Annotated in this window: 22 protein-coding genes; 11 read left to right on the forward strand and 11 right to left on the reverse strand. The window is 45.9% G+C overall.

The genetic code is table 11. The features are described from left to right. Nucleotides 1-6 precede the first annotated feature (6 nt). The 3 genes from PMG71_RS18310 to PMG71_RS18320 form a co-directional block, all read right to left on the reverse strand. Entirely contained in the window at nt 7-954 is a 948-nt protein-coding gene (locus PMG71_RS18310) for a GUN4 domain-containing protein (RefSeq protein ID WP_283755159.1), read from the reverse strand. A 188-nt stretch (nt 955-1,142) separates the two neighbouring features. Continuing rightward, nucleotides 1,143-3,431 (reverse strand): heavy metal translocating P-type ATPase, encoded by a 2,289-nt coding sequence (locus PMG71_RS18315; protein WP_283755160.1) that lies wholly within the window; start codon nt 3,429-3,431, stop codon nt 1,143-1,145. 636 nt (nt 3,432-4,067) lie between these two features. Beyond that, nucleotides 4,068-4,190, reverse strand: a complete 123-nt coding sequence (locus PMG71_RS18320; protein ID WP_283755161.1) for a photosystem II protein Y — start codon at nt 4,188-4,190, stop codon at nt 4,068-4,070. Between the two features lie 325 nt (nt 4,191-4,515). Between PMG71_RS18320 and PMG71_RS18325 the strand changes: the two genes are divergently transcribed. From PMG71_RS18325 to PMG71_RS18350, 6 genes are all read left to right on the forward strand, one after another. Next, nucleotides 4,516-5,394, forward strand: coding sequence for a response regulator (locus PMG71_RS18325; protein ID WP_283755162.1), 879 nt, complete (start codon nt 4,516-4,518; stop codon nt 5,392-5,394). Further along, entirely contained in the window at nt 5,394-5,696 is a 303-nt protein-coding gene (locus PMG71_RS18330; RefSeq protein WP_283755163.1) for a circadian clock KaiB family protein, read from the forward strand. The genes PMG71_RS18325 and PMG71_RS18330 overlap by 1 nt, the downstream gene beginning before the upstream one ends. A 60-nt stretch (nt 5,697-5,756) precedes the next feature. Next, a complete protein-coding gene (gene kaiC, locus PMG71_RS18335) occupies nt 5,757-7,292 on the forward strand; it encodes a circadian clock protein KaiC (protein WP_283755164.1) in 1,536 nt (511 codons plus the stop codon). 17 nt (nt 7,293-7,309) lie between these two features. After that, nucleotides 7,310-7,804 (forward strand): hypothetical protein, encoded by a 495-nt coding sequence (locus PMG71_RS18340; RefSeq protein ID WP_283755165.1) that lies wholly within the window; start codon nt 7,310-7,312, stop codon nt 7,802-7,804. A 109-nt stretch (nt 7,805-7,913) separates the two neighbouring features. Continuing rightward, nucleotides 7,914-8,612 (forward strand): calcium-binding protein, encoded by a 699-nt coding sequence (locus PMG71_RS18345; RefSeq protein WP_283755166.1) that lies wholly within the window; start codon nt 7,914-7,916, stop codon nt 8,610-8,612. 90 nt (nt 8,613-8,702) lie between these two features. Next, the gene (locus PMG71_RS18350; protein ID WP_283755167.1) at nt 8,703-9,038 is read left to right on the forward strand and encodes a DUF4870 domain-containing protein; all 336 of its coding nucleotides are present in this window, start codon (nt 8,703-8,705) and stop codon (nt 9,036-9,038) included. Between the two features lies 1 nt (nt 9,039). Here the strand turns inward: PMG71_RS18350 and PMG71_RS18355 are convergent, their stop codons facing one another. The 3 genes from PMG71_RS18355 to rimO form a co-directional block, all read right to left on the reverse strand. Then, nucleotides 9,040-9,486, reverse strand: a complete 447-nt coding sequence (locus tag PMG71_RS18355) for a hypothetical protein (protein ID WP_283755168.1) — start codon at nt 9,484-9,486, stop codon at nt 9,040-9,042. A 48-nt stretch (nt 9,487-9,534) separates the two neighbouring features. Next, nucleotides 9,535-10,971 carry a DEAD/DEAH box helicase gene (locus PMG71_RS18360; protein ID WP_283755169.1) on the reverse strand — a complete coding sequence of 479 codons (1,437 nt, stop codon included), beginning with the start codon at nt 10,969-10,971 and terminating at the stop codon, nt 9,535-9,537. Nucleotides 10,972-11,060: 89 nt separating this feature from the next. After that, nucleotides 11,061-12,383, reverse strand: a complete 1,323-nt coding sequence (gene rimO / locus PMG71_RS18365) for a 30S ribosomal protein S12 methylthiotransferase RimO (protein ID WP_283755170.1) — start codon at nt 12,381-12,383, stop codon at nt 11,061-11,063. A 406-nt stretch (nt 12,384-12,789) separates the two neighbouring features. Between rimO and PMG71_RS18370 the strand changes: the two genes are divergently transcribed. Both PMG71_RS18370 and PMG71_RS18375 read left to right on the forward strand, forming a co-directional pair. Continuing rightward, a complete protein-coding gene (locus tag PMG71_RS18370; RefSeq protein WP_347179330.1) occupies nt 12,790-13,473 on the forward strand; it encodes a Crp/Fnr family transcriptional regulator in 684 nt (227 codons plus the stop codon). Between the two features lie 58 nt (nt 13,474-13,531). Next, complete coding sequence (locus PMG71_RS18375; protein ID WP_283755172.1) at nt 13,532-15,322, forward strand: M61 family metallopeptidase; 1,791 nt, start codon at nt 13,532-13,534, stop codon at nt 15,320-15,322. 139 nt (nt 15,323-15,461) lie between these two features. Here the strand turns inward: PMG71_RS18375 and PMG71_RS18380 are convergent, their stop codons facing one another. From PMG71_RS18380 to leuS, 3 genes are all read right to left on the reverse strand, one after another. Then, complete coding sequence (locus PMG71_RS18380) at nt 15,462-16,550, reverse strand: PDDEXK family nuclease (protein ID WP_283755173.1); 1,089 nt, start codon at nt 16,548-16,550, stop codon at nt 15,462-15,464. Between the two features lie 2 nt (nt 16,551-16,552). Next, a complete protein-coding gene (locus PMG71_RS18385) occupies nt 16,553-17,113 on the reverse strand; it encodes a Uma2 family endonuclease (protein ID WP_283755174.1) in 561 nt (186 codons plus the stop codon). An 83-nt stretch (nt 17,114-17,196) separates the two neighbouring features. Beyond that, nucleotides 17,197-19,755: a leucine--tRNA ligase gene (leuS, locus tag PMG71_RS18390; RefSeq protein WP_283755175.1), complete on the reverse strand. Its 2,559-nt coding sequence runs from the start codon at nt 19,753-19,755 to the stop codon at nt 17,197-17,199. Between the two features lie 429 nt (nt 19,756-20,184). Between leuS and PMG71_RS18395 the strand changes: the two genes are divergently transcribed. Next, a complete protein-coding gene (locus tag PMG71_RS18395; RefSeq protein WP_283755176.1) occupies nt 20,185-20,385 on the forward strand; it encodes a hypothetical protein in 201 nt (66 codons plus the stop codon). Here the strand turns inward: PMG71_RS18395 and murG are convergent. Beyond that, a complete protein-coding gene (gene murG, locus PMG71_RS18400) occupies nt 20,382-21,452 on the reverse strand; it encodes an undecaprenyldiphospho-muramoylpentapeptide beta-N-acetylglucosaminyltransferase (RefSeq protein WP_283755177.1) in 1,071 nt (356 codons plus the stop codon). The genes PMG71_RS18395 and murG overlap by 4 nt on opposite strands. Nucleotides 21,453-21,638: 186 nt before the next feature. Here murG and PMG71_RS18405 point away from each other — a divergent pair, with 186 nt between their 5' ends. Further along, nucleotides 21,639-22,466: a hypothetical protein gene (locus tag PMG71_RS18405; RefSeq protein ID WP_283755178.1), complete on the forward strand. Its 828-nt coding sequence runs from the start codon at nt 21,639-21,641 to the stop codon at nt 22,464-22,466. An 87-nt stretch (nt 22,467-22,553) separates the two neighbouring features. Beyond that, nucleotides 22,554-23,483 carry a hypothetical protein gene (locus PMG71_RS18410; RefSeq protein WP_283755179.1) on the forward strand — a complete coding sequence of 310 codons (930 nt, stop codon included), beginning with the start codon at nt 22,554-22,556 and terminating at the stop codon, nt 23,481-23,483. Between the two features lie 43 nt (nt 23,484-23,526). On the opposite strand, the gene PMG71_RS18415 is transcribed toward PMG71_RS18410, so the two are convergent. Further along, nucleotides 23,527-24,825 (reverse strand): flavin-containing monooxygenase, encoded by a 1,299-nt coding sequence (locus tag PMG71_RS18415; RefSeq protein ID WP_283755180.1) that lies wholly within the window; start codon nt 24,823-24,825, stop codon nt 23,527-23,529. Nucleotides 24,826-24,895: the final 70 nt, after the last annotated feature.

The following is a 24,895-nucleotide window of genomic DNA, read 5'->3' on the forward strand; positions in this document are numbered from 1 at the left end:
TTCTTATCAGGTTTGCAAGTGTTCTAGCAGTTGTTCGCGAGACCATTGTCCGAGTTTGAGCAGTGCGTCGGCAAACTTGTCTTTGGGAAGGGCGAGCATTTTCTCCTTGACGGCTAAGAGTTCTTCATCTATTTCGGTAAATTTGTCCTTGAAGAAGGCATCGATGAGAGTGGCTCGCTCTTCTTCCCGTTCCCTGGTGAGTTCTTCTTGGTAGAAGTTAGAGGATCTTACCTTTTCTCGTTCTGTAATGAGTTGTATCTGGGCTTCCATTTCTGGAATAGGTGGAAATTGAGACCATTCTTCACGACACAGAAGAACTTTATAAACAGATGGCGTTACTCCTCTTAGACAAGGTAAATGTCCTCTTACAGCTTTTTCAGGATCAAAAATCAAGTCTTCATACTCAATCCAATCACCATCTTTATACCAACAGAGAATATCAACTAGATCTGTAAATACTGTATCCCTAGATTCTAAGTTACCTCCCACTTGTTTATAAAATTGACTTTGAAGACTAAAGCCAAATTTTCCATGACTATATTTGAGCCAAAGACGCTCAATAATCTGTAAATCCTCAGAAGTAACCATTTGCCATTCACTTTGGCGCAAACCCTGAAACGACCTATTTCTCGTCAACTTAAGAAAATGTAAGCATGTTTCTTCGTGCGCTTCTTCCCAGCGTCCACTCCTGAACAGAAAATCTAACCGTAGATAATCTTGTCCAGAAGAAGATTGTAAGGGGATGTCATCTGAAGGTACATCGAGTTCACTTTCTGACTGTAAGGGTTGAGCGTCAGCAGGAGGAACCGGTCGTGCTTGTATCGTAGCGGATAAACCAGAACCTTTCATCTCTGCAAGCTGCACTTTAAGCGCTTCCTGTTCTTGAGTTAACCGATCCACCTGTTCCGCGAGCTGGATCAAACGCACCTCAAACCGAGTCTCTACCTCTTCCATAGTGTTCTCCAAGGGGATGTAAGATTGAGTGGGGGATGACCGGATGTTACCGTGATAACCGCGATCAACCCCACCCATGAGTATATCAGGATTGAAGCAATATTAAGCACTCGCTCGTGGTGAGGGCGGGTTTATAAAATTGATGGGTTGGTATTGTAGATTTGGGTAGAACCCGCCCCTACGGGGAATTAATGGGGTTGAAAGTTTTGTAATCTTAAGGCGTTGGTGACGACGGAAACGGAACTTAATGCCATGGCTGCTCCGGCAATCATGGGGTTGAGTAACCAACCGAAAATCGGATATAAAATACCGGCAGCAATGGGAATCGATGCGGTGTTATAAACAAAGGCGAAAAAGAGGTTTTGGCGGATGTTCTTTAAGGTGGCATGACTGAGTTGAATGGCGGTGATAATGCCTTGTAAGTCGCCAGAAATTAAGGTGATGTCACTGGCAGCGATCGCCACATCGGTTCCTGTACCGATCGCTATTCCGACATCTGCCTGGGCTAAAGCTGGGGCATCATTAATACCATCACCCACCATGGCGACGATATGTGGATGGGTAGGGGCGTGGGGCCCCTCGCCCCTACGGTTTTGCTGGAGCTTACGAATGATATCGGCTTTGTTTTCGGGACGGACTTGGGCGAAAATCTGGGTAATTCCCACTTGAGCGGCGATCGCCTCTGCGGTATGCTGATTATCTCCCGTGAGCATCACCACCTCTAACCCCATGCGCTGGAGTCGCTTAACGACAGCTTCCGAGGAAGGTTTCAGGGCATCGGCGATCGCCAAAATCGCCTCCACTTCTCCATCTACCGCCATCCAAATCACCGTTTTTCCGGCACTCTCCCATCGATCTTGATACTCGCTCAAGGGCGCATCCTGAGAAGTTTTCACCCCCAGATTCACCCCCAATTCTTCCATCCATCGCCGAGTTCCCAGTTGGATCAGGTGGTCAGAAATATACCCCTGCACCCCACAGCCAGGAATAGCCTTAAACTGCTCCGGCTCGCTCAAAGGTTTTTTCACCCCCTGACGCTCGCTATAGTCCACTACCGCCTTTCCTAGGGGATGCTCTGAGGATTTTTCTAGGCTGGCTGCCATCTCTAACAGTTTCAATTCATTGCCGTGGGCAGTTCCCAACGTGGTGATATAGTCCGTAACCGTGGGTTTGCCTTGCGTCAGGGTTCCAGTCTTATCTAAGACAATGGTTTGCACCTGATGAGCCAATTGCAAACTATCTGCCCCTTTGATTAAAATCCCCTGTTGTGCCCCTTTTCCCGTTCCCACCATCACCGAGGTAGGGGTGGCTAACCCCAGAGCGCAGGGACAAGCAATGACTAATACGCTGACAGTGGTTACCATGGCTAGGGTAAGGTTGCCGGTGAGCAGTATCCAGGTGAGAAACGTGAGGATGGCAATGACTAAAACCGCAGGCACAAACCAGGATGTCACGCGATCGGCTAGTTTCTGAATCGGAGCTTTAGAACTTTGAGCCTCTTTCACTAACTGGATAATCTGGGCTAAAACCGTATCTTTGCCGACGCGCAGGGCTTCGAGCTGAAAACTACCGGTTTGATTGATGGTTGCACCAATCACTTCATCACCGGGTTGCTTATCCACCGCCACACTTTCCCCGGTAACCATGGATTCATCCACCGTTGAGGAACCCTTAACGACTTTACCATCAACGGGAATTTTTTCGCCGGGACGCACCAAGAGGCGATCGCCCACCTGCACCTCAGTTAAGGGAATATCCTGCTCTTCCCCATCCCGAATTACCCGTGCTGTTTTCGGCTGCAAGCCAATCAGAGCGCGAATAGCCGATGAAGTTTTAGATCTTGCTTGATGTTCCAGCATTCTGCCCCACAAAATCAGGGTAATAATCACCACTGCTGCCTCATAATACACATCCGCGCTCAAGCCTGCGCCCACAAAAAAACCAGGAAACAGAGTCGGAAACAAAGAATAGAGATAGGCTGAACCCGTCCCCAAAGCCACCAAGCTATTCATGTCCGCGCTCTTGTGTTTCAAGGCTTTCCAAGCACCCACAAAAAACGAGCGACCACACCAAAACAGTACCGGAGTGGACACCACCCACTGCAACCAAGGGTTATGGAGCCACATGGGCCAACCCGGTATCGAAAGTCCCGTCATCATCGGCAAAGACCCCACCACCAACAGCAGCGAAGCGGCTCCCCCAAACCAGAGTTTATGCTGTAATTTCTGGAGTTCTGGATCAGCCTCTGCTTCCCCCTCTTCCTCTAAGGGAAGATTGGCTTGATATCCTGCATCCGCCACGGCTTGCTGAATAATCTCTAGACTAACCGCACGAGGATTATACTTAACCGTCGCCTCTCGCAGCGCAAAATTAACGGTACAGTCTGTAACCCCTGATACTCCTTCAATGGCACTTTCAATCCGTTGGGCACAAGCTGCACATCCCATCCCTTCTAACTGTAGCGTTTGTTTTTGCATTACCTTTACCCTCCAATCCATTCCCTAGAGTTTAAAATCTCCAGTTGGGTGGAGAGTCAAGTCATACAGCGCTTCGCGCTGTATCGGTGGACAGTAGGAAAAGATCCCCCCTTGCCCCCTGCTTTTTAAGCAGGATTTTCCGCAAGCGGACATGAAAGGGGGATCAAGATGTCCCACATAAAGCGCGAAAACTGCTGTATCAAGTCCGGATAAAGGGTGAAGAAGCGGGCAAGATGCCCGCACTCCTCAAATCCCTTGAAGAAGCGGGCAAGATGCCCGCACTCCTCAAATCCCTTGATATGACTGGAGTGGGAGCATCTTGCTCCCTAAATTTTTAATCAGGGTATTTCCGCTTCGCGGACATGAACAATCGGACTTGATATGATATCAAGTCCGGTTTCCGCAAGCGGACATGAAAATTTGTGAAGAAGCGGGCAAGATGCCCGCACTCCTCAAATCCCTTGATATGACTGGAGTGGGAGCGTCTCGCTCCCTGGATTTTAATCATGGTATTTCCGCTTCGCGGACATGAACAATCGGACTTGATATCAGAGGGAGGAAAAGGCGATCGCCAAAATTAAGGGGCTAGAGTTTTCTAGCCCCTTAACCCATAAAGGAGTGACCTGGTGTGGAAGTCTAAGCTTCTCTATTGTTTAAGAAGGTCTGAATCTGATTTAAAGCGGCTGCACCAATATTGAACAAAGCCCATCCTCCAGCTACAGCTAAGGGTAATAAAACGACCACTACGCGCCAATCCATGATCTATCCTCCAGATTCAGTAAAGTTATTTATCAATTTCTCATACTTCTAGTTGTACCGCAAAGTGGCAGAGTTGGGTAGGTTGGAGAGCGATCGCCGCCCCCTCTCTTCAGGCCCTCTCCCACATTCATTGAATTAAGAATAGCAATTCTATTGTATAAAAGCTTCATCCTAGTATAAGCTAAGTTCATTGATTTGAAAAAAATGTTTACATTAACAGGAGTAAACCCTATTTAGAGAGGGCATTTTGGCACAACTAAATTATACTTTAATTCATCCGCTTCATATTACCCAACCCACCGTTTTGGGTATGGAAGGTTAAGCCATGATCGTTTATTATGTACTATTAATTACCAAAAATACTAATGATTACACTCAAATTAATCGATTTTTAAATGATGTTCCCAGTTCAGCCACAGCCGATCTAGAGTTTCAAGTGGACTGCTGTCATAACTTAGAAGAAGCGATCGCCCAACTGCGTGCCAAACACTTTGATGTCTTGCTGCTCTCTCTCAATGCCGCAGATAGTCAAGCAATGGACACCTTACAGAGCTTCCAACAGCAGTTTCCCTACCTTCCCATTGTCGTATTGACCGATAGTAAGGATGAAACCCTGCGGGTTCAATGCCTGCAACTGGGGGCCCAGGGCTATCTGGTCAAAGATCAAATCGATAGTAAGCTGTTAGTCTACTCCCTCAGATTGGCGATCGAGCAAAAACGCGAACTAGAGATCCTACAACAAAATCAATTAAAACGACTACAAGAACAAGAAATTCTCGGACTAAGGCAAATTGCCGACACTGCCAAAACCCAGATTACGGCCAAGCTTTTCGGATTATCCCTATTACGAGAATCTTCCCCCGAAATTTTTCAGGAAATCGTGCAACAATATGGAGACTTGATGGACTTGTCTATGGAACAAAGAGCATATAAAGTTGAACATAATATTTCTGAACAGCTCAGAAACATGGGAGAACAACTCGGTTTCCTAAAAGCATCTCCTAGAGATATAGTTGATATTCATACTGAAGTGTTGAAACAAAAAACCCAGAAAAGTAATCCCGTAAAAGCCCAAGCTTATGTTTCCGAAGGACGATTAATGGTTTTAGAGTTAATGGGCTATTTAGCCTCTTACTACCGTAAATATTTTATTGGTTTAAGTAAATTAAACGTCACCAAAAACTACCAAAATCTGAAACCGTAATGCATTACTATTTACTCAAGCTCTATATTACTGGGAATACGCCTAAATCCCAGCGAGCGATCGCCAATCTTATAGAGATTTGTAATACTCAACTTGAAGATCAATATGAACTCAAAATAATTGACGTTTTAGAAGAACCTGAATTAGCGGAAACGGAACGAATTTTAGTCACTCCTACCCTAATTAAGCAACTCCCTCAACCCATTCAGAGGATTATTGGAGACCTCTCCAATGCAGATACACTACTCTTGGGACTAGATTTGATTCCAGAGAAGAGGCACAATGAAAGACAAGAATCTTAAGATTCCGATCTATTCTATCCTTAGCAATCAAAACACTGTTTCCGCTTCGCGGACATGAAGATGACTGTAGACAAGTATTCAGACTCAGACGCAATTGAGAAGCTCGAAACCGGTATTCCTGGATTTGACTTTCTCTCCCAAGGGGGACTACCCAAACACCGAGCTACCTTAGTGGTGGGCACAGCAGGGAGTGCAAAAACCGTATTTGCCACCCAATTTCTGGCTGAAGGGATTAAACGGGGAGACAACGGTATATTTATCACATTTGAAGAACCCCCAAAAGCCATCCGTAAAAATATGCGCGGGTTTGGTTGGAAAATTCAGCACTGGGAAGAGAATCGTCAATGGGCCTTTGTGGATGCTTCTCCCCAACCTGGAGATAAACCGATCGTCAGTGGGGAATACGATCTCGGTGCATTATTAGCCCGGATCGAATTTTCTATTCGTAAATATAAGGCTAAAAGAGTATCAATGGACTCTTTGGGGGCCATTTTTTCTCACTTGAGTGATAATGCACAAGTTCGCAGTGACTTATTTAAAATTGCCTCCGTCCTGCGAGAGTTAGAAGTAACTTCTATTCTCACGGCTGAACGTACCTCAGAATATGGGGAAATAAGTCGCTATGGGGTGGAAGAATTCGTGGCGGATAATGTGGTCATTTTACGCAATGTTCTCTGTGAAGAGAAACGTCGCCGCACCATCGAGATCCTTAAATATCGGGGCACAGAACACCAGAATGGGGAATTTCCGTTTACGATCATTCCTAGACAGGGGATTACGATCATACCCCTATCGGCGATCGAACTCGAACAACGCTCTTCTAATATTCGGATTAGTTCAGGTAGCTTAGAACTCGATCGCATGTGTGGGGGTGGGTTCTTCCGCGATTCCATTATTCTCGTTTCTGGAGCTACCGGAACCGGGAAAACTTTAATGGTGACCGAATTTATGGTAGGTGGGTTTAAAAATAACGAGCGCTGTCTGCTGTTTGCTTTTGAAGAGAGTCGCGAACAACTCTATCGCAATGCAATTGGATGGGGGGTAGATTTCCAAAAAATGGAACAAGAAGGCTTGTTAAGAGTCGTCTGTCGCTATCCAGAAACTACGGGTTTAGACAGTCATCTGATTCAGATGAAAGAAATTATTGAAGACTTTAAACCCAATCGTGTTGCTGTTGATAGTCTTTCTGCCCTAGAGCGGGTCTCTAACTTAAAAGGATTTCGAGAATTTATTATTGGCTTAACTTCTTTTATTAAACAACAAGAAGTCGCCGGATTATTTACCTCAACTACGCCCACATTGGTTGGGGGAACCTCAATTACGGAAGCCCATATTTCCACTATTACAGATTCGATTATTTTACTCAGGTATGTGGAAATGTATGGAGAAATGCGACGGGGACTGACCGTTTTAAAAATGCGCGGTTCGATGCATGATAAGGATATTCGTGAGTTTGCGATCGATGGGGAGGGAATGCACATTGGTAAACCTTTCCGTAATGTGACCGGTATTTTAGCCGGAAATCCTATGTATATTGCCCAAAGTGAGGTCGATCGCCTGACCGGTTTATTCGATCAAGGTGTTGATTTTAGCTAAAGTAAAAGAGTATTACGATGACTTCTCCCGAACCCTCCCAAGAAGATCGGCAACTCGAACAGGATGCTCGTGCGGGACGCGAGTTTTCCTTAGCCGAACTCATCTCTCGTGAAGGGGGAGATTTCTTAAAAGGGGAATCTCCTATTCCTAAACTCGCCCAAGCGAGGACGGCAATTAACCGTTTTATTGTTAATCATTTACCGGATTCATCTGGATGTTTACAATCGGTTTTACAAACCTGGGTCACTCTGGATGAAGCGAAGATAAGTCAACATTTAGACAAACCGTTACGCGCTCTTGAGGAAATCCTTATCTCCATTTTAGAGAATCAACAGTTACTTTATGAATTGGTTAAGCAAGTGGATTTTAAGTGGGGTCAACTCTACGACGAGAAACCCTATTTTCAGCAACCGGGCGAACCTCCTCATCCAGAGGATGAATATACCCATGAATCGGTCTATGAAACCCTGAATGAGTTTCTGGTCTGTGTAAAGTCAGGGAATGGGGAATAGAATCTCGCTTAAAGATTAAACTTTGTCGGTTTTTCTGGACAAATACCCCCTAGACTTGCGATCATGCAGGGGTGATAAGCGATTGTTTTGGTGGTGAGGAGAGAGAGTTATGGCAACCATTACGGGAACCCCTTTTAATGATTTTCTGGGTGGAACGCCCTTTTCCGATCTGATTTTAGGTTTGGAGGGTAATGATAGCCTCTATGGGGTTGATGATAACGATGAAATCTATGGCCATCAAGGAGTGGATTTAATTTTGGGTAACCGAGGAGATGATGCAATCTTTGGTGGCCAAGGGAATGATGTGATCTTTGGGGGACAAAATAACGATCGCATCTTTGGCAACCGAGGAGACGATCAGATCAATGGTAACCGGGATGAAGACCAGATTTATGGGGGCCAGGGAAATGATATTGTTCGAGGAGGCCAAGGAAATGACCAATTATGGGGGGATTTTGGGGATGATATTCTCTATGGGGATAATGGTAGCGATACGGTAACGGGGGGCGCAGGCAATGATATTTTTGTGATGGGTACGTCTGCTGCACCCAATGCTCGCACTACGGGGGGCCCTCGTTTGGAAGATGCGGATGTCTTTACGGATTTTCGTTTGGGAGAAGATGTTATCGGTTTAACGAATCGTTTGCGTTTTGAGGATTTGGAAATTTTGCCGGGAATGGGCAATCAAACGATTATTAAGGATATACAAACGGGGGATTTTCTGGCTATTGTTGAGGGGGTTAATTCAACTCAGTTGACTGCTGCTAATTTTCGGACTGTACCGGGTGAATTTACGATTTGGGTTTAGTTGCTTTTGAATGAGGTGACGGTAATCCGTATGGAAGCTCTCCCATGGGATTGATTATCATAAATATAGCAATTGTTCTTGGAGAAGAGAATGTACGATCCAGATAAGCGCAAGTTACTCTCGGCCCTATGTCAAGGCTCTATTTTCTTTAGTTTATTGTGGGTTTCGGTGGGAGTGCCGATCGCCATTTCGGTCATCTCTGACGATCCGGTAGTCAAGGAGAATGCGAAAGAATCGCTTAATTTCCACTTTAATGTCTGGTTATACGAAATCATTTTTGGCGTATTAACCCTGGTTTTAATTGGTTGGCCTCTGTTGGGACTGTTGCAAATTATGAGCGTGATCTTACCAATTTTGGCGATCGCCCATTGCCTGAGTCAACCGGAAACCAGCTATCGCTATCCCTTTATCTTTCGCCTCCTCTAGGTTAACTCAAATAGGCCATCACCCCACCGACCATTAAGCCGAAAGCCGAGGTGATGGCTAAAATAAAAAAGGCGTGCCACTCATTAAACCCCAAGGTTTGTAGATCTAGGCGAGCTAATGCACCGGCACAGAGCAATACAAATCCCCGATAAAACACATGAATTCGGGATAAAATCAATACTGAGAAAAAGCCTAGGGTGACCACCCCTAAAAACAACCCTAGATCGCTTTCAAATCCCTTCACTACCCCCTGCTTGAGTTGTCGCAAAGGAGCAGTAAGCAAGGCTGTAAAACTGAGGGCTAACAGGGTTGCCAGAATCCAAAGACGAACCTCCGCCGAAAAGGGCGAAGATTCGTTTAAGCCATTCAGGGGCGGTAGGGCTGCTGCAAAACTGGTATAAGAAATAAGCAAAATAGCCAGGGAAGGCCAGGGCAGCTTTTGAATCATTTTAAACTAAGACCTCCCTGATTATACTAGAACTAATTCAGCAGCATTTTAGGATTTATCACTTGCTCCTACTCTATCTTCGCGCTTATCTCGCAAGGAAGATGCACTTTTACCGCGTTTTACCAGCTTGGGCTTAGGAGTGCTGTATTTAACATCATCTTCCGTGGCATCGTAATCCGTTTGTGTCCAAGCGGGACGAGTGCTATCATAAGCCATTTGCAGGGCAGCCGCCGCGATCGCATGGGGTTCATAGCCTTCTTCACTCAATTTTGCCACCAAAGGCAAGAAGGAAGCCATCCGCTCCCCAGTCACTGCACTACCCACTTGCTCTTGCAAGCGGTCAATATGCCGGGCTTCAATCTGAGCGCGAGTGGGAATCCGATTCACCGTTAACCGTTGACGCACATAGCGTTCAATTTGGGTCAGTTTACGGCGTTCAAAGGATTGTACCAAACAGATGGCTGTACCATCCTTACCTGCGCGTCCTGTCCGACCAATACGGTGGACATAATTTTCCAGGTTATCGGGTAAATCGTAGTTAATTACATGGGAGAGATCGTCCACATGCAATCCTCGCGCCGCAATATCGGTTGCCACCACCCAACGCACCTGACGATGGCGGAAGCGAGTCATTAACCGCTCCCGTTGGGATTGGCTCAAATCTCCATGATACTCATCCACACTATAGCCAGCCGATTGCAGTTGACTGGTTAATTCAGCCGCTTGGCGACGGGTACGCACAAAGATAATCGCTGAATCCGGGCTTTCCATTTCTAGAATCGGTTGTAGGGCCCGTTGTTTCGTCCATCCTCGCGGAATCATATAGGCAATTTGCTCAATATGAACCGGAGCCGCTTTGGTACGCTCCACGGTCACCGTAATGGGAGATTTCAGGAACCGTTGCACTAGGGAGCGAATGGAGGGGGGCATAGTGGCAGAGAAACAAGCGGTTTGTCGCTCCGTGGGCACTTGGGATAAGATTTTCTCCACATCTTGGATAAAGCCCATATTCAGCATTTCATCGGCTTCATCTAAGACCACCCAAGAGAGGTCTTGGAGGGTTAATTCTTGGCGATCGAGTAAATCAATCACCCGTCCTGGAGTTCCTACCACGATATGCACTCCATTTCTGAGCCGTTGGATCTGGCGCTCAATGGACTGCCCACCATAGATAGCACTCACCCGAATCCGTTTATCTCCGGTTAAATCACGAATGGCTTTGCGGACTTGTTCTGCTAATTCCCGCGTTGGAGTCAGAACCAGGGCTTGGGGGTTGCGGGCCTCAAGATCGAGGCGCTCTAAAATCGGTAGGGCAAAGGTTGCGGTTTTACCGGTTCCCGTTTGCGCTTGGCCAACCACATCTTGATTCTGAAGTAGATGGGGAATGGCTTTGATTTGAATTTCTGTGGGTTCAACAAACCCAATGCTTTCTAGGTATTGGGCACGATTTTCAGAAATTCCGAGGTCTTGAAATGAAACAGTCATTAATACTCCTTAGTATGAATGGAAATTTTACGTCCGATGTCAACGTGAGTTAACGCCCGAAGGCGAGGGTTATTAGTCGAGGTATTGCTCTAAACCCAATCGCCATAGAGGTCATAGGCATCCGCATCTGTAATCTTGACCCCAATGAGTTTTCCTAGGGGTTCCGAATCGTCTTGGGGTCTGACATAAACCACGCCATCAACTTCTGGGGCAAATCGGGCAGAGCGACCGATTAAATCTTGGGTGTCTGGGAAGGTTCCTTCCACTAGCACCTGGACTGTTTTGCCAATTTCTGCCTGATTTCGCTTCAGGGAAATGGGTTGTTGTCGCTCCATCAGTTGATTTCGACGTTCTTGTTTGACGAGTTCTGGAACTGGGTTTTCAAAACTAGAAGCGGGGGCTTCTTCTTCGGGAGAGAAGGCAAATACGCCGACATGATCGAATTGATGACGCTCTACAAAGTCACACAAGTGATCGAAGTGGGTTTGGGTTTCACCCGGAAAACCGACAATAAAAGTCGTTCGGAAGACTCCATTAGGGATCGCTTGTTTCAGGTTCTCGATGATTTGATCGTTGACCTGACCTTGCCAAGGGCGATTCATAGCCCGAAGAATATCTGGATGGGAGTGTTGCAGAGGTAAATCGAGATAGGGGAGGATGTTGGGGGTTTCTTGGATGGCGGCAATCACCTCTGGGGTAAAGCCAGTGGGATAGGCATAGTGCATCCGAATCCAAGGAACATCCACCTGTCCGAGCGCTCTCAGGAGTTGAGCCAGTGCTGGCTTTCCATAGAGGTCAGCTCCGTAATTGGTGGTAATTTGGGAGATCAAGACCAGTTCTTGAACCCCTTCATCCGCTAACCGGTGGGCTTCAGCAACGATGGATTCGATGGGGCGCGATCGCTGCTTTCCACGCAGGTGGGGAATAATGCAAAACGCGCATTTATAATCGCATCCTTCGGCAATTCTCAGATAGGCCACCCCTTCGGTTGTTGTCCGATAACGGGGGGTTTGGTGGTCGGCGATGTAGGTGGGGTTGCTGGAAACGGCGATCGCCCGTTCGCCTCCTTGCACCTTCTCCATCACCTCTACAATTTTCTGATAATCTCCTGTCCCCACCACCGCTACCGCTTCCGGTAGGGCATCGAGTAGGTCTTGTTGATAATGTTGGGCCATACAGCCCGTAATCACGATTTTTTTATCAGCCTCTGCGAGTTCGACGAGGGTTTGAACCGATTCTTGTCGAGACTGTTGGATAAAACTACAGGTGTTAACAATGACATAATCGGCTAACTCTTCGTTTGAATCAACGCCGTAGCCTGCTTCAACGAGCAAACCGAGCATATGTTCGGTGTCGATTCGGTTTTTTTCACAGCCCAAGTGGGCGATCGCAATCGTTGGCTTATTGCCCATGGAGTTTTTCAATCAGTGGATCGCAGGATTTAGATCAGCTACACAAGGCTACAACAGCTTTGCTGCTCTCTCTAACCAGTTGATAATGCACCGCTTTCGTGCCGTTTGATCCACTCAAGAGGTAGTCCTCGGCAATTCACGGTGACTTTAACGATTATCCTAGCGCAAATTTGAAGTTTTGCAACATTCCTAAACATTTTCATTGGATCTGGGCGGCTCTTTCTCCTCTATTCCGTCGTGTCCTACTGCCCACCAACCGATAGAATTAACGTAGGATAGAACGATTAGGACTCGGAGCAGCTCTAGCCAAACTCAGCCGATCCGAAATCTTCTCTATCCTGTACTTCCCCAACCCTGGGCCGACCTCTAACCCCTTCTGTTAAGCTTAATGCCAACGCCTTTCATGTTGACTACTGAAGAATTTAGTGAACGATTTCCCCTATTCAATACCGCCAACCCGGAGACCCTCGATCGCCTATTGTCCATTGCCCAAGAACACGAATATCCAGCCCAACGAGCGGTGTTAATGGAAGATGCCTGGGGAAATGCGGTGTTTTTCATTGTCTCTGGTTGGGTCAAAGTCCGCCGTCTGTCGGATAAGAATGATATGACGATCGCCATCCTCGGCCCGGGCAACTTTTTTGGCGAAATGGCGATTTTAGATGAATCTCCGCGATCGACTGATGTGATTGCCCTCTGTCCGGTAAACCTAGTGAGTGTATCGGCCCAGCGTTTTATTCAAGCTCTGTTTAATGATTCCCAGCTCCATCATCGCATGTTGCAATTAATGGTTCGCCGTCTGCGTCAAAATAATGTCCGCTTTCAACTGCGAAACCAACCACCAGCCGTTAAACTGGCTAATACCTTGGTGCGGTTAGCCGAAGACTATGGCACGGATACTCAGCAAGGCGTAGTCATTTTTAATGCAGACTTTCAAGATTTGGCGGATGTCTCCGATATTGGTTTACAGGAAACTCAGAAAATTATGGAAAAGCTCCAAGAAAAAAAATGGATTGCGATCGATGCGGACAAAAACCGACTGTGTTTAATGAATAAAAAGCAACTCAAGCATTTAGCTGGCATGGCTTAAATCTATCTCCTGATGTCTATTCTTATCTGCCCTTAAATCATTCATGACTCAAGTTTCTATGTCTCAAACCACCCTCTCTGATAACGCTCAAGTAGCGCTCTTCTATCAAGTCAGTATGCCTCAACCCAGCAATCACTTCTATGAAGTGAGCCTACATATTTCTGCTTGGCAAGCTGACCAACTTGACCTGCTCTTTCCCGTTTGGAGTCCTGGCTCTTATCTTATCCGGGAATATGCTAAAAATTTACAAGACTTTCAGGTTCATGACAGAGAAAGAAATGCCTTATTTTATCACAAAAAGAGTAAAAATCATTGGCAAATTAATACCAAAAATAATTCAGAACTTTTTATTTCTTATCGCATCTATGCCAATGAACTCACTGTTCGTACAAGCCATTTAGATGCTTCCCATGGCTATTTTAACGGTACTTGCCTATTTTTCCAAGTTCTGGGCAAGGAACAAACCCCCATTAAAGTCAAAATTGTTCTTCCCGATCCCACTTGGAACATTAGCACCGCCCTCCCCAAAGTTGCCGGAAAAACGTCCACATTTCAAGCCCATAATTTCGATCATCTAGTTGATAGTCCCTTTGAAATAGGCGCTCATGCCATCTATCATTTTCAAACCCTCAACAAAAACCATGAATTAGCCGTTTGGGGACAAGGTAATCTGCTTGCCGAAAAAGCCATTCATGATATTGAAAAAATCATCCATGTTGAATCAGAACTCTTTGGCGGACTCCCCTACGATCGCTACCTCTTCATCCTCCACCTGGCTCGAAGTCGGGGCGGCTTGGAACATAGAGACTCCTGTTCCCTAATTTTCGACCGCTTCAGTTTCCGCGATCGCGAAAAATACGCCTCCTTCATGCAACTGGTTGCCCATGAATTTTTCCACCTCTGGAACGTCAAACGCCTGCGTCCTATTGGACTAGAAACCTACGACTATACCCAAGAAAACTACACCTCATCTCTGTGGTTTTGTGAAGGGGCAACCTCCTACTATGATATGATCATTCCCCTGCGAGCCGGAATTTATGATGCTCGCCATTTCTTGAACGAACTGAGCAAAGAAATCACCCGCTATCAAAACACCCCTGGGCGTTGGATTCAACCCCTGCACGAATCGAGTTTTGATGCTTGGATTAAGCTCTATCGCTCTGATGCCAACAGTCGCAATAATCAGATGTCTTACTATCTCAAAGGCGAGTTAGTCTCCTTCATTCTCGATCTGATGATTCGCGCTCACCATGAAAATCTGCGATCGTTCGATGATGTCATGATACAAATGTGGGAAAAATTCGGCAAAACCGAAACCGGTTATACTCCAGAACAACTGCAAGCCACCATCGAATCCATTGCCCATATTCCCCTAGAAAAATTCTTCCATACTGCTCTAAACACCACTCAAGATCTAGAATTCAACACCTATCTAAAACCCTTTGGCTTGCAACTCAAAGCTGAGATTAAATCTCTCGATATTCCCCATCTAGGTATCACCGTTAAATCTGAACATGGCATGACAGTTGTTAAATATGTAGAACTTGATTCTCCTGCCTATAATATCGGCATTGATGCGGGAGATGAACTGTTAGCCTTAGACGGGTTGCGCGTCAGTGCAGACGATCTCAATCACCGCTTAAAAGACTATAATCCCGGAGATTCCATTACCCTAACCCTCTTCCATGGAGATCAACTCAAAACCCTAATCGTCACCCTAGCCGAACCCAAACCTACTTCTTATTATATTGCCCCTTTACCGAACCCTTCATCCCTGCAATTGAAAAACTTTGAAGGATGGTTAGGAGTATCTTTGAAAAATGTCTTTAGTAACGGAGGAAAAGAGTAAAGAGGCAACATTAAATCACAAAAATATCGGATACAGGAATTACAAGGATGCCACTCTCGATCATGTGATGGTATTCTTCAACGCTGAAATGGGCAATTTTTGGAGCTATAATGGTCATTTCATCCTCCTTTCGATTTTCCTATCGCACTGACCAATCCTCTAACGCCATTTCAATTACGCTATCGACGGACTTAAAATCATCATGAGTTATAGGTCTCAGCTTCTGACGAGATTTAATCTGTTTTCGGTAATTCATATAGTAGTCTTCAAAAGAATAATATGTTTCATGTTTTTTAAACGAATATCTTAATTGTGTATTCAAGTAATTACTCATCCACGTATTATAGTCAGTTACCTTTGTCGCACGATAAAAGTCATCTGTTTGGATGCTAATTCCACCCAGTATTCTACTTCTTTGAAATCTTCTATTTCTTAAATTCGCTCGTTTTGGAATAATCCACATAGTTGGCAAGTGAACAACAAGAGATAATCTTTTTTCTTGATCTTTTGGGCCACAATAATAGCTGAAATGGGCGCAAGTTTTTTGGTGACTCATTTTTCCTTGCTTGTTAAACTTGCCAAATTTCAGATCTTTGGTATCATAATAGCGATTGGCCTCAGCCTCAAATTGAATCCTGGGATCATAATCCAGAATCTTCTGAATAATTTCCAAAATTCTATCTTTAATCTCTGGCTGTGTCAGTAAATAGGCTTGAAAAAAGGGTGGCAAAGAATCAAATAGGGAATCTTCATCCACTTCAATGTCTTGTTTGCGATAGACTTTTCCGTCCAAATCTCGCAAAATCAGACAATAACGGTTGTCTTTCGTGCGATCGATTTCATATTGTAACAGTAAGCTATTCGGCATGTTATGAGCAGCATACTCTTTAGCCGGAGTCGAAAAATCAGCAGCAATTGAAATTAAAGAAAACTCTTGTTTCCAGTCCACTGGTGCAAATTCTTCACCGTCAGGAGGATGGCGCATTAATGCTTTTTTGTATCGCAGTAACTGATTGAGGCTTGCTTTACCTCCGCTATTTTTCAGTTCGATAATCGCTAATCGGTTTTGTGCATCAACGGCTAAAATATCCGATCGATTTTTGTCATTAATGTAATATTGTTTAGCCACCGGATTTAAATCTAGGAGCTGAGGTAGATGCAGCCAGATAAACTCCTCAAGCAAGGCTTCTGATTTAAATAAGAATTTTCCTTTATGAAATTTGATCATTTTCAGATGACAAAAATATCGGATACAGGAATTGAAAGATCGGGAAATGCCAAGGGGGTGACTTCTTCTGTGACTGAAAAATCCTGCCTGTCTCGATAGTCATTTCCTTGAGGAAAGCGATAAACTATTACTATTCTAGAGTTAATATCCACAATCCAATATTCTGGGATATTTTCTTGGGCATAGAGTTCTTTTTTTGCGGACATATCGTAACTTCGAGTTGCCTTGGATACTTCAACAACTAGCTCGATATCCTGGGGAAAAGGGTGATGGTCGATATATTGCGATCGCGGCAACTTTGCGACCACAATATCGGGTTCTGGTTCCGATGTCGATAAGGTAATCGGTTTAGCTTCTCGGACATAGGCTCGTCCTGCGATTAGCCGTTCCAATTTTTTCGCTAAATTTTCTTCAAAATAAGCGTGTTCCGTGCCTTGAGGAGACATTTCTATAATCAGTCCATTAATCAATTCTACCCTGCGTTCCTTGAATATACCACTCTCGATCATTTGATGATATTCTTCAAGGTTGAAATGGGCAATTTTTGGAGCTACGATCATCATTTTATCCTCCCTTAGAAAGCCCTCTCCCTCCATCCCTCTCCCATGGGAGAGGGACTTTTTGGGGGATGAGGGCATAATCTCTCTTAACCAGCAACGACAAAGTTAACTAATTTGCGTTTAGGCACAACAATCACCTTCTTCACTTCCTTACCCTCAATATAGCGTTGAGCGACTTCTGAATCGCGGGCATATTGTTCTAAAAGCGCTTGATCTTCGGTGGCGGGGACTTCGATTGTGCCCCGTGTTTTACCCATAATTTGAATCACGAGGGTGATCTCATCGACGACTAGGGCGCTCTCATCGACAATGGGCCAAGATTGACGGTGAATGGACTCCTGATGACCCAAACTTTGCCATAATTCTTCTGCTAAGTGGGGAGCAAAAGGCGCAAGCAAAAGCAATAAAGTTTTGATGCCTTCTGTGTAAACGGGAGAGGATTTACAGAGGGCATCATTGAGGGCGTTACTGAGTTTCATCATCTCGGAAACGGCGGTATTAAACTGATAATCCCCTTCTAAGTCATCGGTGATTTCTTTAATGGCGGTATGGATGGCGCGACGGAGGTCTTTTTCGGCTTTGGAATTAGTGGCTTCCTTGTCAGAAGAAGCTTCTGAGAACTCCATCACCAAGCGCCAAACTCGGTTGAGGAAACGAAATTGCCCTTCTACATCGGCATCATCCCATTCGAGGTCTTTTTCGGGAGGGGCTTTGAAAAGGATAAACATCCGTGCGGTATCTGCGCCGTATTTACCCAAGACGGTTAAGGGGGCGATACCGTTGTATTTGGATTTGGACATTTTCTCATAGCAGGTGATGAGAGCTTCGCCAGTATTGGGATCAGTGGGTTGGCTCAAGTCGGCTATGTCATCGGTGCGAATATATTTGCCGGTATTGGGATTTTTGTAGGTAAGTGCCTGTACCATACCTTGGGTGAGCAACCGTTGGAAGGGTTCATCGAAATTGAGTAAGCCGCGATCGCGCAAAACCTTAGTAAAGAAGCGAGAATATAATAAGTGGAGAATCGCATGTTCAATCCCGCCCACATATTGATCCACCGGCATCCAATCATTGGTTTTCGCCGAATCAAACACTGCTCCATCATTCTTCGCATCGGGATAGCGCAGGAAATACCAAGACGAATCAATAAACGTATCCATCGTATCCGTTTCCCGTTTCGCCGGAGTGCCGCAACTCGGACAAGGGACATTCACCCAATCTGACAATTGCGCCAAGGGAGACGCACCCTTACCCGTAAACGCCACATCCTCCGGCAAGCGTACCGGGAGTTGCTCGTCGGGAACCGGAACCGCTCCACAATTGGGACAATGAATAACAGGAATGGGAACCCCCCAATACCGTTGCCGAGAAATCAACCAATCCCGCAAGCGGTACTGCACCCGTGCTTTTCCATATCCCTTACTTTGGGCATAATCAATGATTGCCTGTTTGCCTTGGGTGGAAGGAGCGCCGTTAAAAATCCCGGAATTCACCATATAACCCGGTTCCGTATAGGCTTCGCTCAAGCTTTCCGGCACTTCCCCTTGAGTTGGGGAAATCACAATCTTAATCGGTAATTCTTGCTGAGTGGCAAACTGGAAATCGCGCACATCATGGGCGGGAACCCCCATCACTGCGCCGGTTCCATACTCGTACAACACATAATCGGCAATCCAGATGGGAATCTCTTCCCCCGTAAACGGATTAATTGCCCGTCCTCCGGTGGGTATGCCGCGTTTCGGCTTATCTTCGGCCGTGCGGTCAATATCGCTCTCCCCTTCCAGGGATGTGATAAACTCACTCACCGCTTGCTGTCGGTCTGGGGTGGTCACTTGGGGGGTTAAGGGATGTTCCGGAGCTAAGACTACATAGGTCACCCCATAAACGGTATCGGGTCGGGTGGTAAAGACGGCAATTTTGTCATCGCGTCCAACAATGGGAAATTCCAGATAAGCGCCCACGGATTTGCCAATCCAGTTGGCCTGCATAAGTTTCACGCGCTCTGGCCATCCGGTGAGCTTATCCAAATCTTGCAAGAGTTCTTCGGCGTAGTCGGTAATCTTCAAGAACCATTGTTTTAAGAGTTTGCGCTCGACTTTGGCTCCGGAGCGCCAGGAATTGCCCTCGCTGTCTACCTGTTCATTGGCGAGTACGGTTTGGTCTACGGGGTCCCAATTGACGGCTGCTTCTTTCTGGTAGGCTAAACCCGCTTGGAAGAATTGTAAGAAAATCCATTGCGTCCATCGGTAATAGTCGGGGGAACAGGTGGCGACTTCCCGATTCCAGTCGTAGGAGAGTCCTAAGCGCTTGAGTTCTGCCTTCATCTGGGCAATATTTTGGTCAGTCCATTTGGCCGGATGGATGCCCCGCTCAATGGCTGCATTTTCTGCCGGTAGTCCAAAGGCATCCCATCCCATGGGGTGCAGGACGCGATAGCCGCGCATCCGATAGACCCTAGCGATCACATCAGTTATTGTATAGTTTCTGACGTGACCCATATGCAGGTTTCCTGAAGGGTAGGGAAACATGGAAAGGGCGTAGAATTTAGGTTTCTCTGGGTCGGTCAGTGTGGTGTCTACTCCTTGTTCTGCCCAGGTTTGTTGCCATTTTTCCTCGATTTCAACTGGATTATAGCGAGATTCCACGAGTTAAACTCCTGCGGGGTCATTCTTTACTGTTTGACTATTTTGACACAATCTGGGATGGGTCGGCCCGTTCTCTGGAATTTTGCGGGGCTATGGCCTGGGTTGGGGGGTCTGTCGGTCAGTAGAAGCCAGAGAATTTAACTTATCTTCATGAAGTTTTGTAAAAATATCCGTGGGTTTGCGGAATCTAGAATTCTAAAGCTGTAGTCAGCATTTGAGGATTAAGTACACTTATGTAAGCAAGAAATCAAAAAAGTTCAAAACTTTTAGGGAAAACTAGCAAATTTTGTAAATTTGCGGTTATGATGTTCAAATCTTAATAAAATCTAAAGTCAATACTGTGATGGCAGCTCAGTCAACCGACTGAGCCTTTGTGAAGGCAAACCCTACCCATCGGGTCATCTACTACTACCGGAGTGAAGCAATCTTATGTTAATTCGAGATATTGTTCAACAAAGTCTAACCGTTGGCTATCTGAGCCTGGATGCAGAAGAAAAACTGCGAGCCAATTTGAGCCACAAGTATGATGTGGAAGATTTCCGGGCATTTATGCAATTGCAGTTTGCGATCATGAATGGACAGGTAAGGCAGGAGGCTCGCGAACAGTTTTTGGTTGCAGTGACCAACTAAGTTAAGGGGCGCATCATGCTCAGGATTAATTGGGCTAACTGCTGGGCACTGTCGGGTTGAGCAAGGGCAGCCATGGCTTGTGACATTTTCTCTAGGGTTTCTGGAGATTGAAGCAGTTGAGAGACGGCTTTTTTTAGGGTTTCAGCCGTGAGTTGGTTTTGCTCAAAGAGTTGTGCGGCTCCGGCTTGGACGAAAATCCGGGCGTTATAGGTTTGATGATCGTCGGCAGCGTAGGGATAGGGAATGAGTAGTGCGGGTGTTTTGGCGATCGCCAATTCCGTCAATGTTCCAGCTCCAGCACGACTAATCACTAAACTCGCTCGATGGAGTAAAGCGCCCATATTATCGTAAAACGGTAGGGTTAAATAGCGCGGATGCTGAAGATTGTTCGCTTCGGGATCATTATTCCCCGTTAAATGAACGACTACCACACCTTGATCTAACCACTCTGGCGCGGCTTGGCGCACCAATTGATTCACCGCAACAGCGCCTTGAGATCCCCCAACCACCACAATAAGGGGGGCATCTTCAGGAATATCTAGGGTGAGGGGTTGGGGATTCAGAAAATCGGCACGCACGGGAGTCCCCATCGTCACGACATTGGCTCCCTTGAGATAACTTTGGGCGGCTTCAAACCCTACGGCTACTGTGGTACACCAGGGAGCCAGAAGGCGCGTAACTTTACCGGGTAAGGCGTTCGACTCATGAAGGAGAACGGGTAAATTGAGCGATCGCGCCGCTAGAATAACGGGAGCAGCAATATACCCTCCAGTAGTAAACACCCCTTGAAATCCACCAGTTTTCAGCAACCGACGACAGACTCCAATGGAACTCACCAGCCCTTGCAACACTCTAAGACTCTTGAGACTTAAGCCACCCTGAAAGCCTTCAACGGCGATCGTATGTAGGGGATATTGACTAGGGACTAACTCGGTTTCTAAGCGGTTGGGAACCCCCAACCATTCAATCTGGCAGTTCTCAAGTTGCCCAGCAACTGCTAAAGCGGGAAACAAATGCCCACCAGTTCCACTAGCGGCAATTAAGAGTTTCAAGGGTGAGTTTGACATAAAGGAGCTATATCTGAATCAGGTACTCTAGAGTATAGTAATAGGGTTTTGCGGGCAGTTTCTGCTAATCCGTTATTTTCCCATAAACCGTTTTACCTTCTCCTTACTTTCCCCCCTTCTCCTGTGGGAGAAGGGGTTGGGGGATGAGGGCAAAGGTTGAGACATTATTTTTAGATAGGTCAATCCATGAGCAAGAATATGATAAATACTATTTCCAGCCACCAGAGACGATGGGCAACATTACCCGGTAGTCGCCTTTGGGCTACCCTGCTGTTGAGTCTCTCCATCGTCACGACTGGGGTGGGGGTACAAGCGGCTGAAACCGTACCCAATGAACTCAAACAAGTGATCGAGCAAATTGACAGTAATGCCAGTCAACAGAACTTAGAAGGGGTTTTAGCCTTTTACGATCGCCAGTTCAAGAGTGACGATGGCTTAACCCGCTCTAGTCTGGCAGAAGTGTTAGCGGGATTTTGGCAGGATTATAGCCAGATTCGCTACAGCACCGAAATCGAGTCCTGGAAACAAGAGGGTAATGCTTGGATCGCGGAAACGGTGACTAAAATACAGGGTCAAAAAATGATGATGGGGCGATCGATGGATATGCGATCGGAAATTCGCTCCCGACAACGACTCGAAAACCAAAAGTTAGTCCAACAAGAAATTCTCTCCGAACGCACCATTTTAACCTCTGGAAATAATCCCCCCACCGTTGATTTTCTGCTTCCTGAACAGGTTTTAATTGGTCAAAGGTTTAGTGTAGATGCGATCGTTCAAGAGCCTTTAGGGAATGATGTTCTCTTAGGTGCTGTTCTAGAAGAGCCGATCAACGTGGACAATTATCTGGAATCTGAATCCATCGATTTGGAGTTACTCTCGGCTGGCGGTTTATTCAAATTAGGAACGGCTCCTGTTATTCCCGAACCAAGATGGATTTCAGCCGTATTAATTCGTGGGGATGGCATTACTATGATTACGCAGCGTTTAAGAGTCGTGAAGTCAATTAATAATTAACCCTGAATCAGGGCTGTGGGGATGTGGGGGAATGGGGAAATCGCCAATGACCAATGACCAATTATCAGCGTGAAGCGTTTAAGATCTATGTCTCAGTTCAAAATTGATGTATGGGGGATAGTATTTGCGAGTTTGATTGGGGTGAATCCCCTGTTAACAAACCCTGCATTTTCTTTTCCTGTACTGGCTCAAGATATCCCCATTAATTCTGATAAAATTCAGAGGGTTCCGCAATTTTTAGTTGATGCCGTTCGTTGGGATTTGAGCCTTGAATTAGGCGTACATCCCGATCGCCTTTCCTTTGTGCAAGCCAGTCGCCAAGAATGGCCCGATACCTGCCTAGGATTGGCGAGTCCTGGGGAATTCTGCGGTCAGCAAATCCTTCCCGGATGGCGCATTGTCCTATCCGATGGGTCTCGAAACTGGGCTTATCGCACCGATGTTCAGGGACAAATTAGGCGAATGGAAGCTATCCCCGAAGAGATTGCTTTTCCCCTATTTTTACAGGAAATTGTCCTAAAAGCGGCGGCTGAAGAGTCTCAACAACCCATCGATTCTTTGGCATTTCAACAAGCCCTTCCCCAAACTTGGCCCGATACTTGCTTAGGCTTAGGAGGCAATAATTGCACGGCGATCGCCATTCCCGGTTGGCAAATTACGGTCATTAGCAATTCTCTGGGTAAAACTTGGAACTATCGCACCAATCGCAATGGCTCTATTGTTCGGCAAGCGATCGAGGGATCTGCGGCTGGAACCATAGAAGGATTACCAACATCAGTCAGGCAAGCCGTCTTCAAAGATTTGGCCCGTCGCCGTAGGTTACCCATGCGTACCCTAGAAGTCGTAGAAGCTACTCCGCAAATTTGGTCTAATCACTGTTTAGGGCTGCAATTTTGGAATACCGAATGCCCAGCAGAAGAGCTAGAAGGCTGGCGAGTGGTGGTCAAAAATTCCCGTCGCAGTTGGGTGTACCGGACAGATAATCAAGGCGAGATTGTTTATCCCGAAAGCAATTAAATGAGTCATGAGTTATGAGTTATGAGTAATAAAGTCCCATTTTTTAAGGCAAAATTTGATTTTCAAAATCAGGAGACTGAGAATCGAGATAATGGGCAAATTTGCGAATCACAGGAAAAGTAAGACGAGCTAGTTTAAGTTGTCTCAAAACAGCTTGTGGATCGGATAAATGAGTTTCAGGTAATTCTTGACCCAGTTTTTTGAATACTAACCCGATAGGAATTTTTATTTGTTCTTGTAAGCGCAAACAGTTAACTAAAAATTGGCTGTAAGGGCCAATAATGGAACCGACACCGCCTCGTGCTTGTCCCCAACCAATATAGTAAATGCCTTTATAATCATCTAAAAAAGTCCCTGCATAACATTGAACCGTTGCCCCTTTAATCCGTTGCAGTTCATCCGGTAAAAAGGGATAGGCAAGATGATAGCCAGTGGCGCAAACCATCAAATCAACTGGGGCAGAAGTGCCATCTACAAACTTCACCCTAGAGTCATCTAAGCGATCGATACCCGGCTTAGGAATAATTTTCCCTTGTTTAATATAGTAAGGGACTTCATTATTAATCGTAGGATGTTTGGTAAATAGGCGATGGTTGGGTTTAGGTAAACCATAGCGTTTATGGGGGCCAAAGGTGAGGTTTATAATAGTATGAGCCATAGCTCGCTGTACCCATTCTGGCATCCACCATTGAACCAGATTAACAACCGGAATTCCGGCAAAGGTTTTGGGGATAAACCAAACGGACTCGCGCAAGCTCAAAAAAGATTTTTCGGCCACTCGTGCAGCTTCGGCGGCAATATCACAACCGGAGTTACCGCCGCCAATGACGAGGACTCGTTTACCGCGCAGTTGGTCGGGATGTTTGTAATCTTTAGAATGAATCATTTTGCCTGTAAACTCTCCCTGAAATTCGGGAAAGCGCTTGCACCAGTGATGGCCATTGCAGATTAATATGCCTTTGTAAATCCGTTCTTCTCCGTTGTCAAAGATAACCCGCCAAAGGTTATTGGAGATGGGATAAATGGTGGTGACTTTGCGGTTAAGTTCGATGTTTTCTTGTAATTGATAATGGTCGGCAAAGTTACGCAAGTAGGCTAACATTTGGGCGGCACTGGGAAAGTCGGGATAGTCCCCCGGCATGGGGAAATGGGGAAACTCGGTGACTTGGCGAGAGGAGATGATATGGGCAGTTTCATAAACACCGTGATACCAATTTCCGCCTATATCATCGCTGGCATCCACTTGATCGTAGGGAATTTGGGCAGATTTAAGGGCTGCGGCAATGCCGAGTCCGATAAAACCTGCCCCAAGGATGAGGTGTTTTTCAGTAGTTGGGGACATAATCCTAGTTAATTAACCATCGCGAACTACAAGAATGATGAACGAATGACAACAGAATAATTGAACTCTA

The organism is Roseofilum acuticapitatum BLCC-M154 (genome assembly GCF_030068475.1).
Taxonomy (GTDB): Bacteria; Cyanobacteriota; Cyanobacteriia; order Cyanobacteriales; family Desertifilaceae; genus Roseofilum; species Roseofilum acuticapitatum.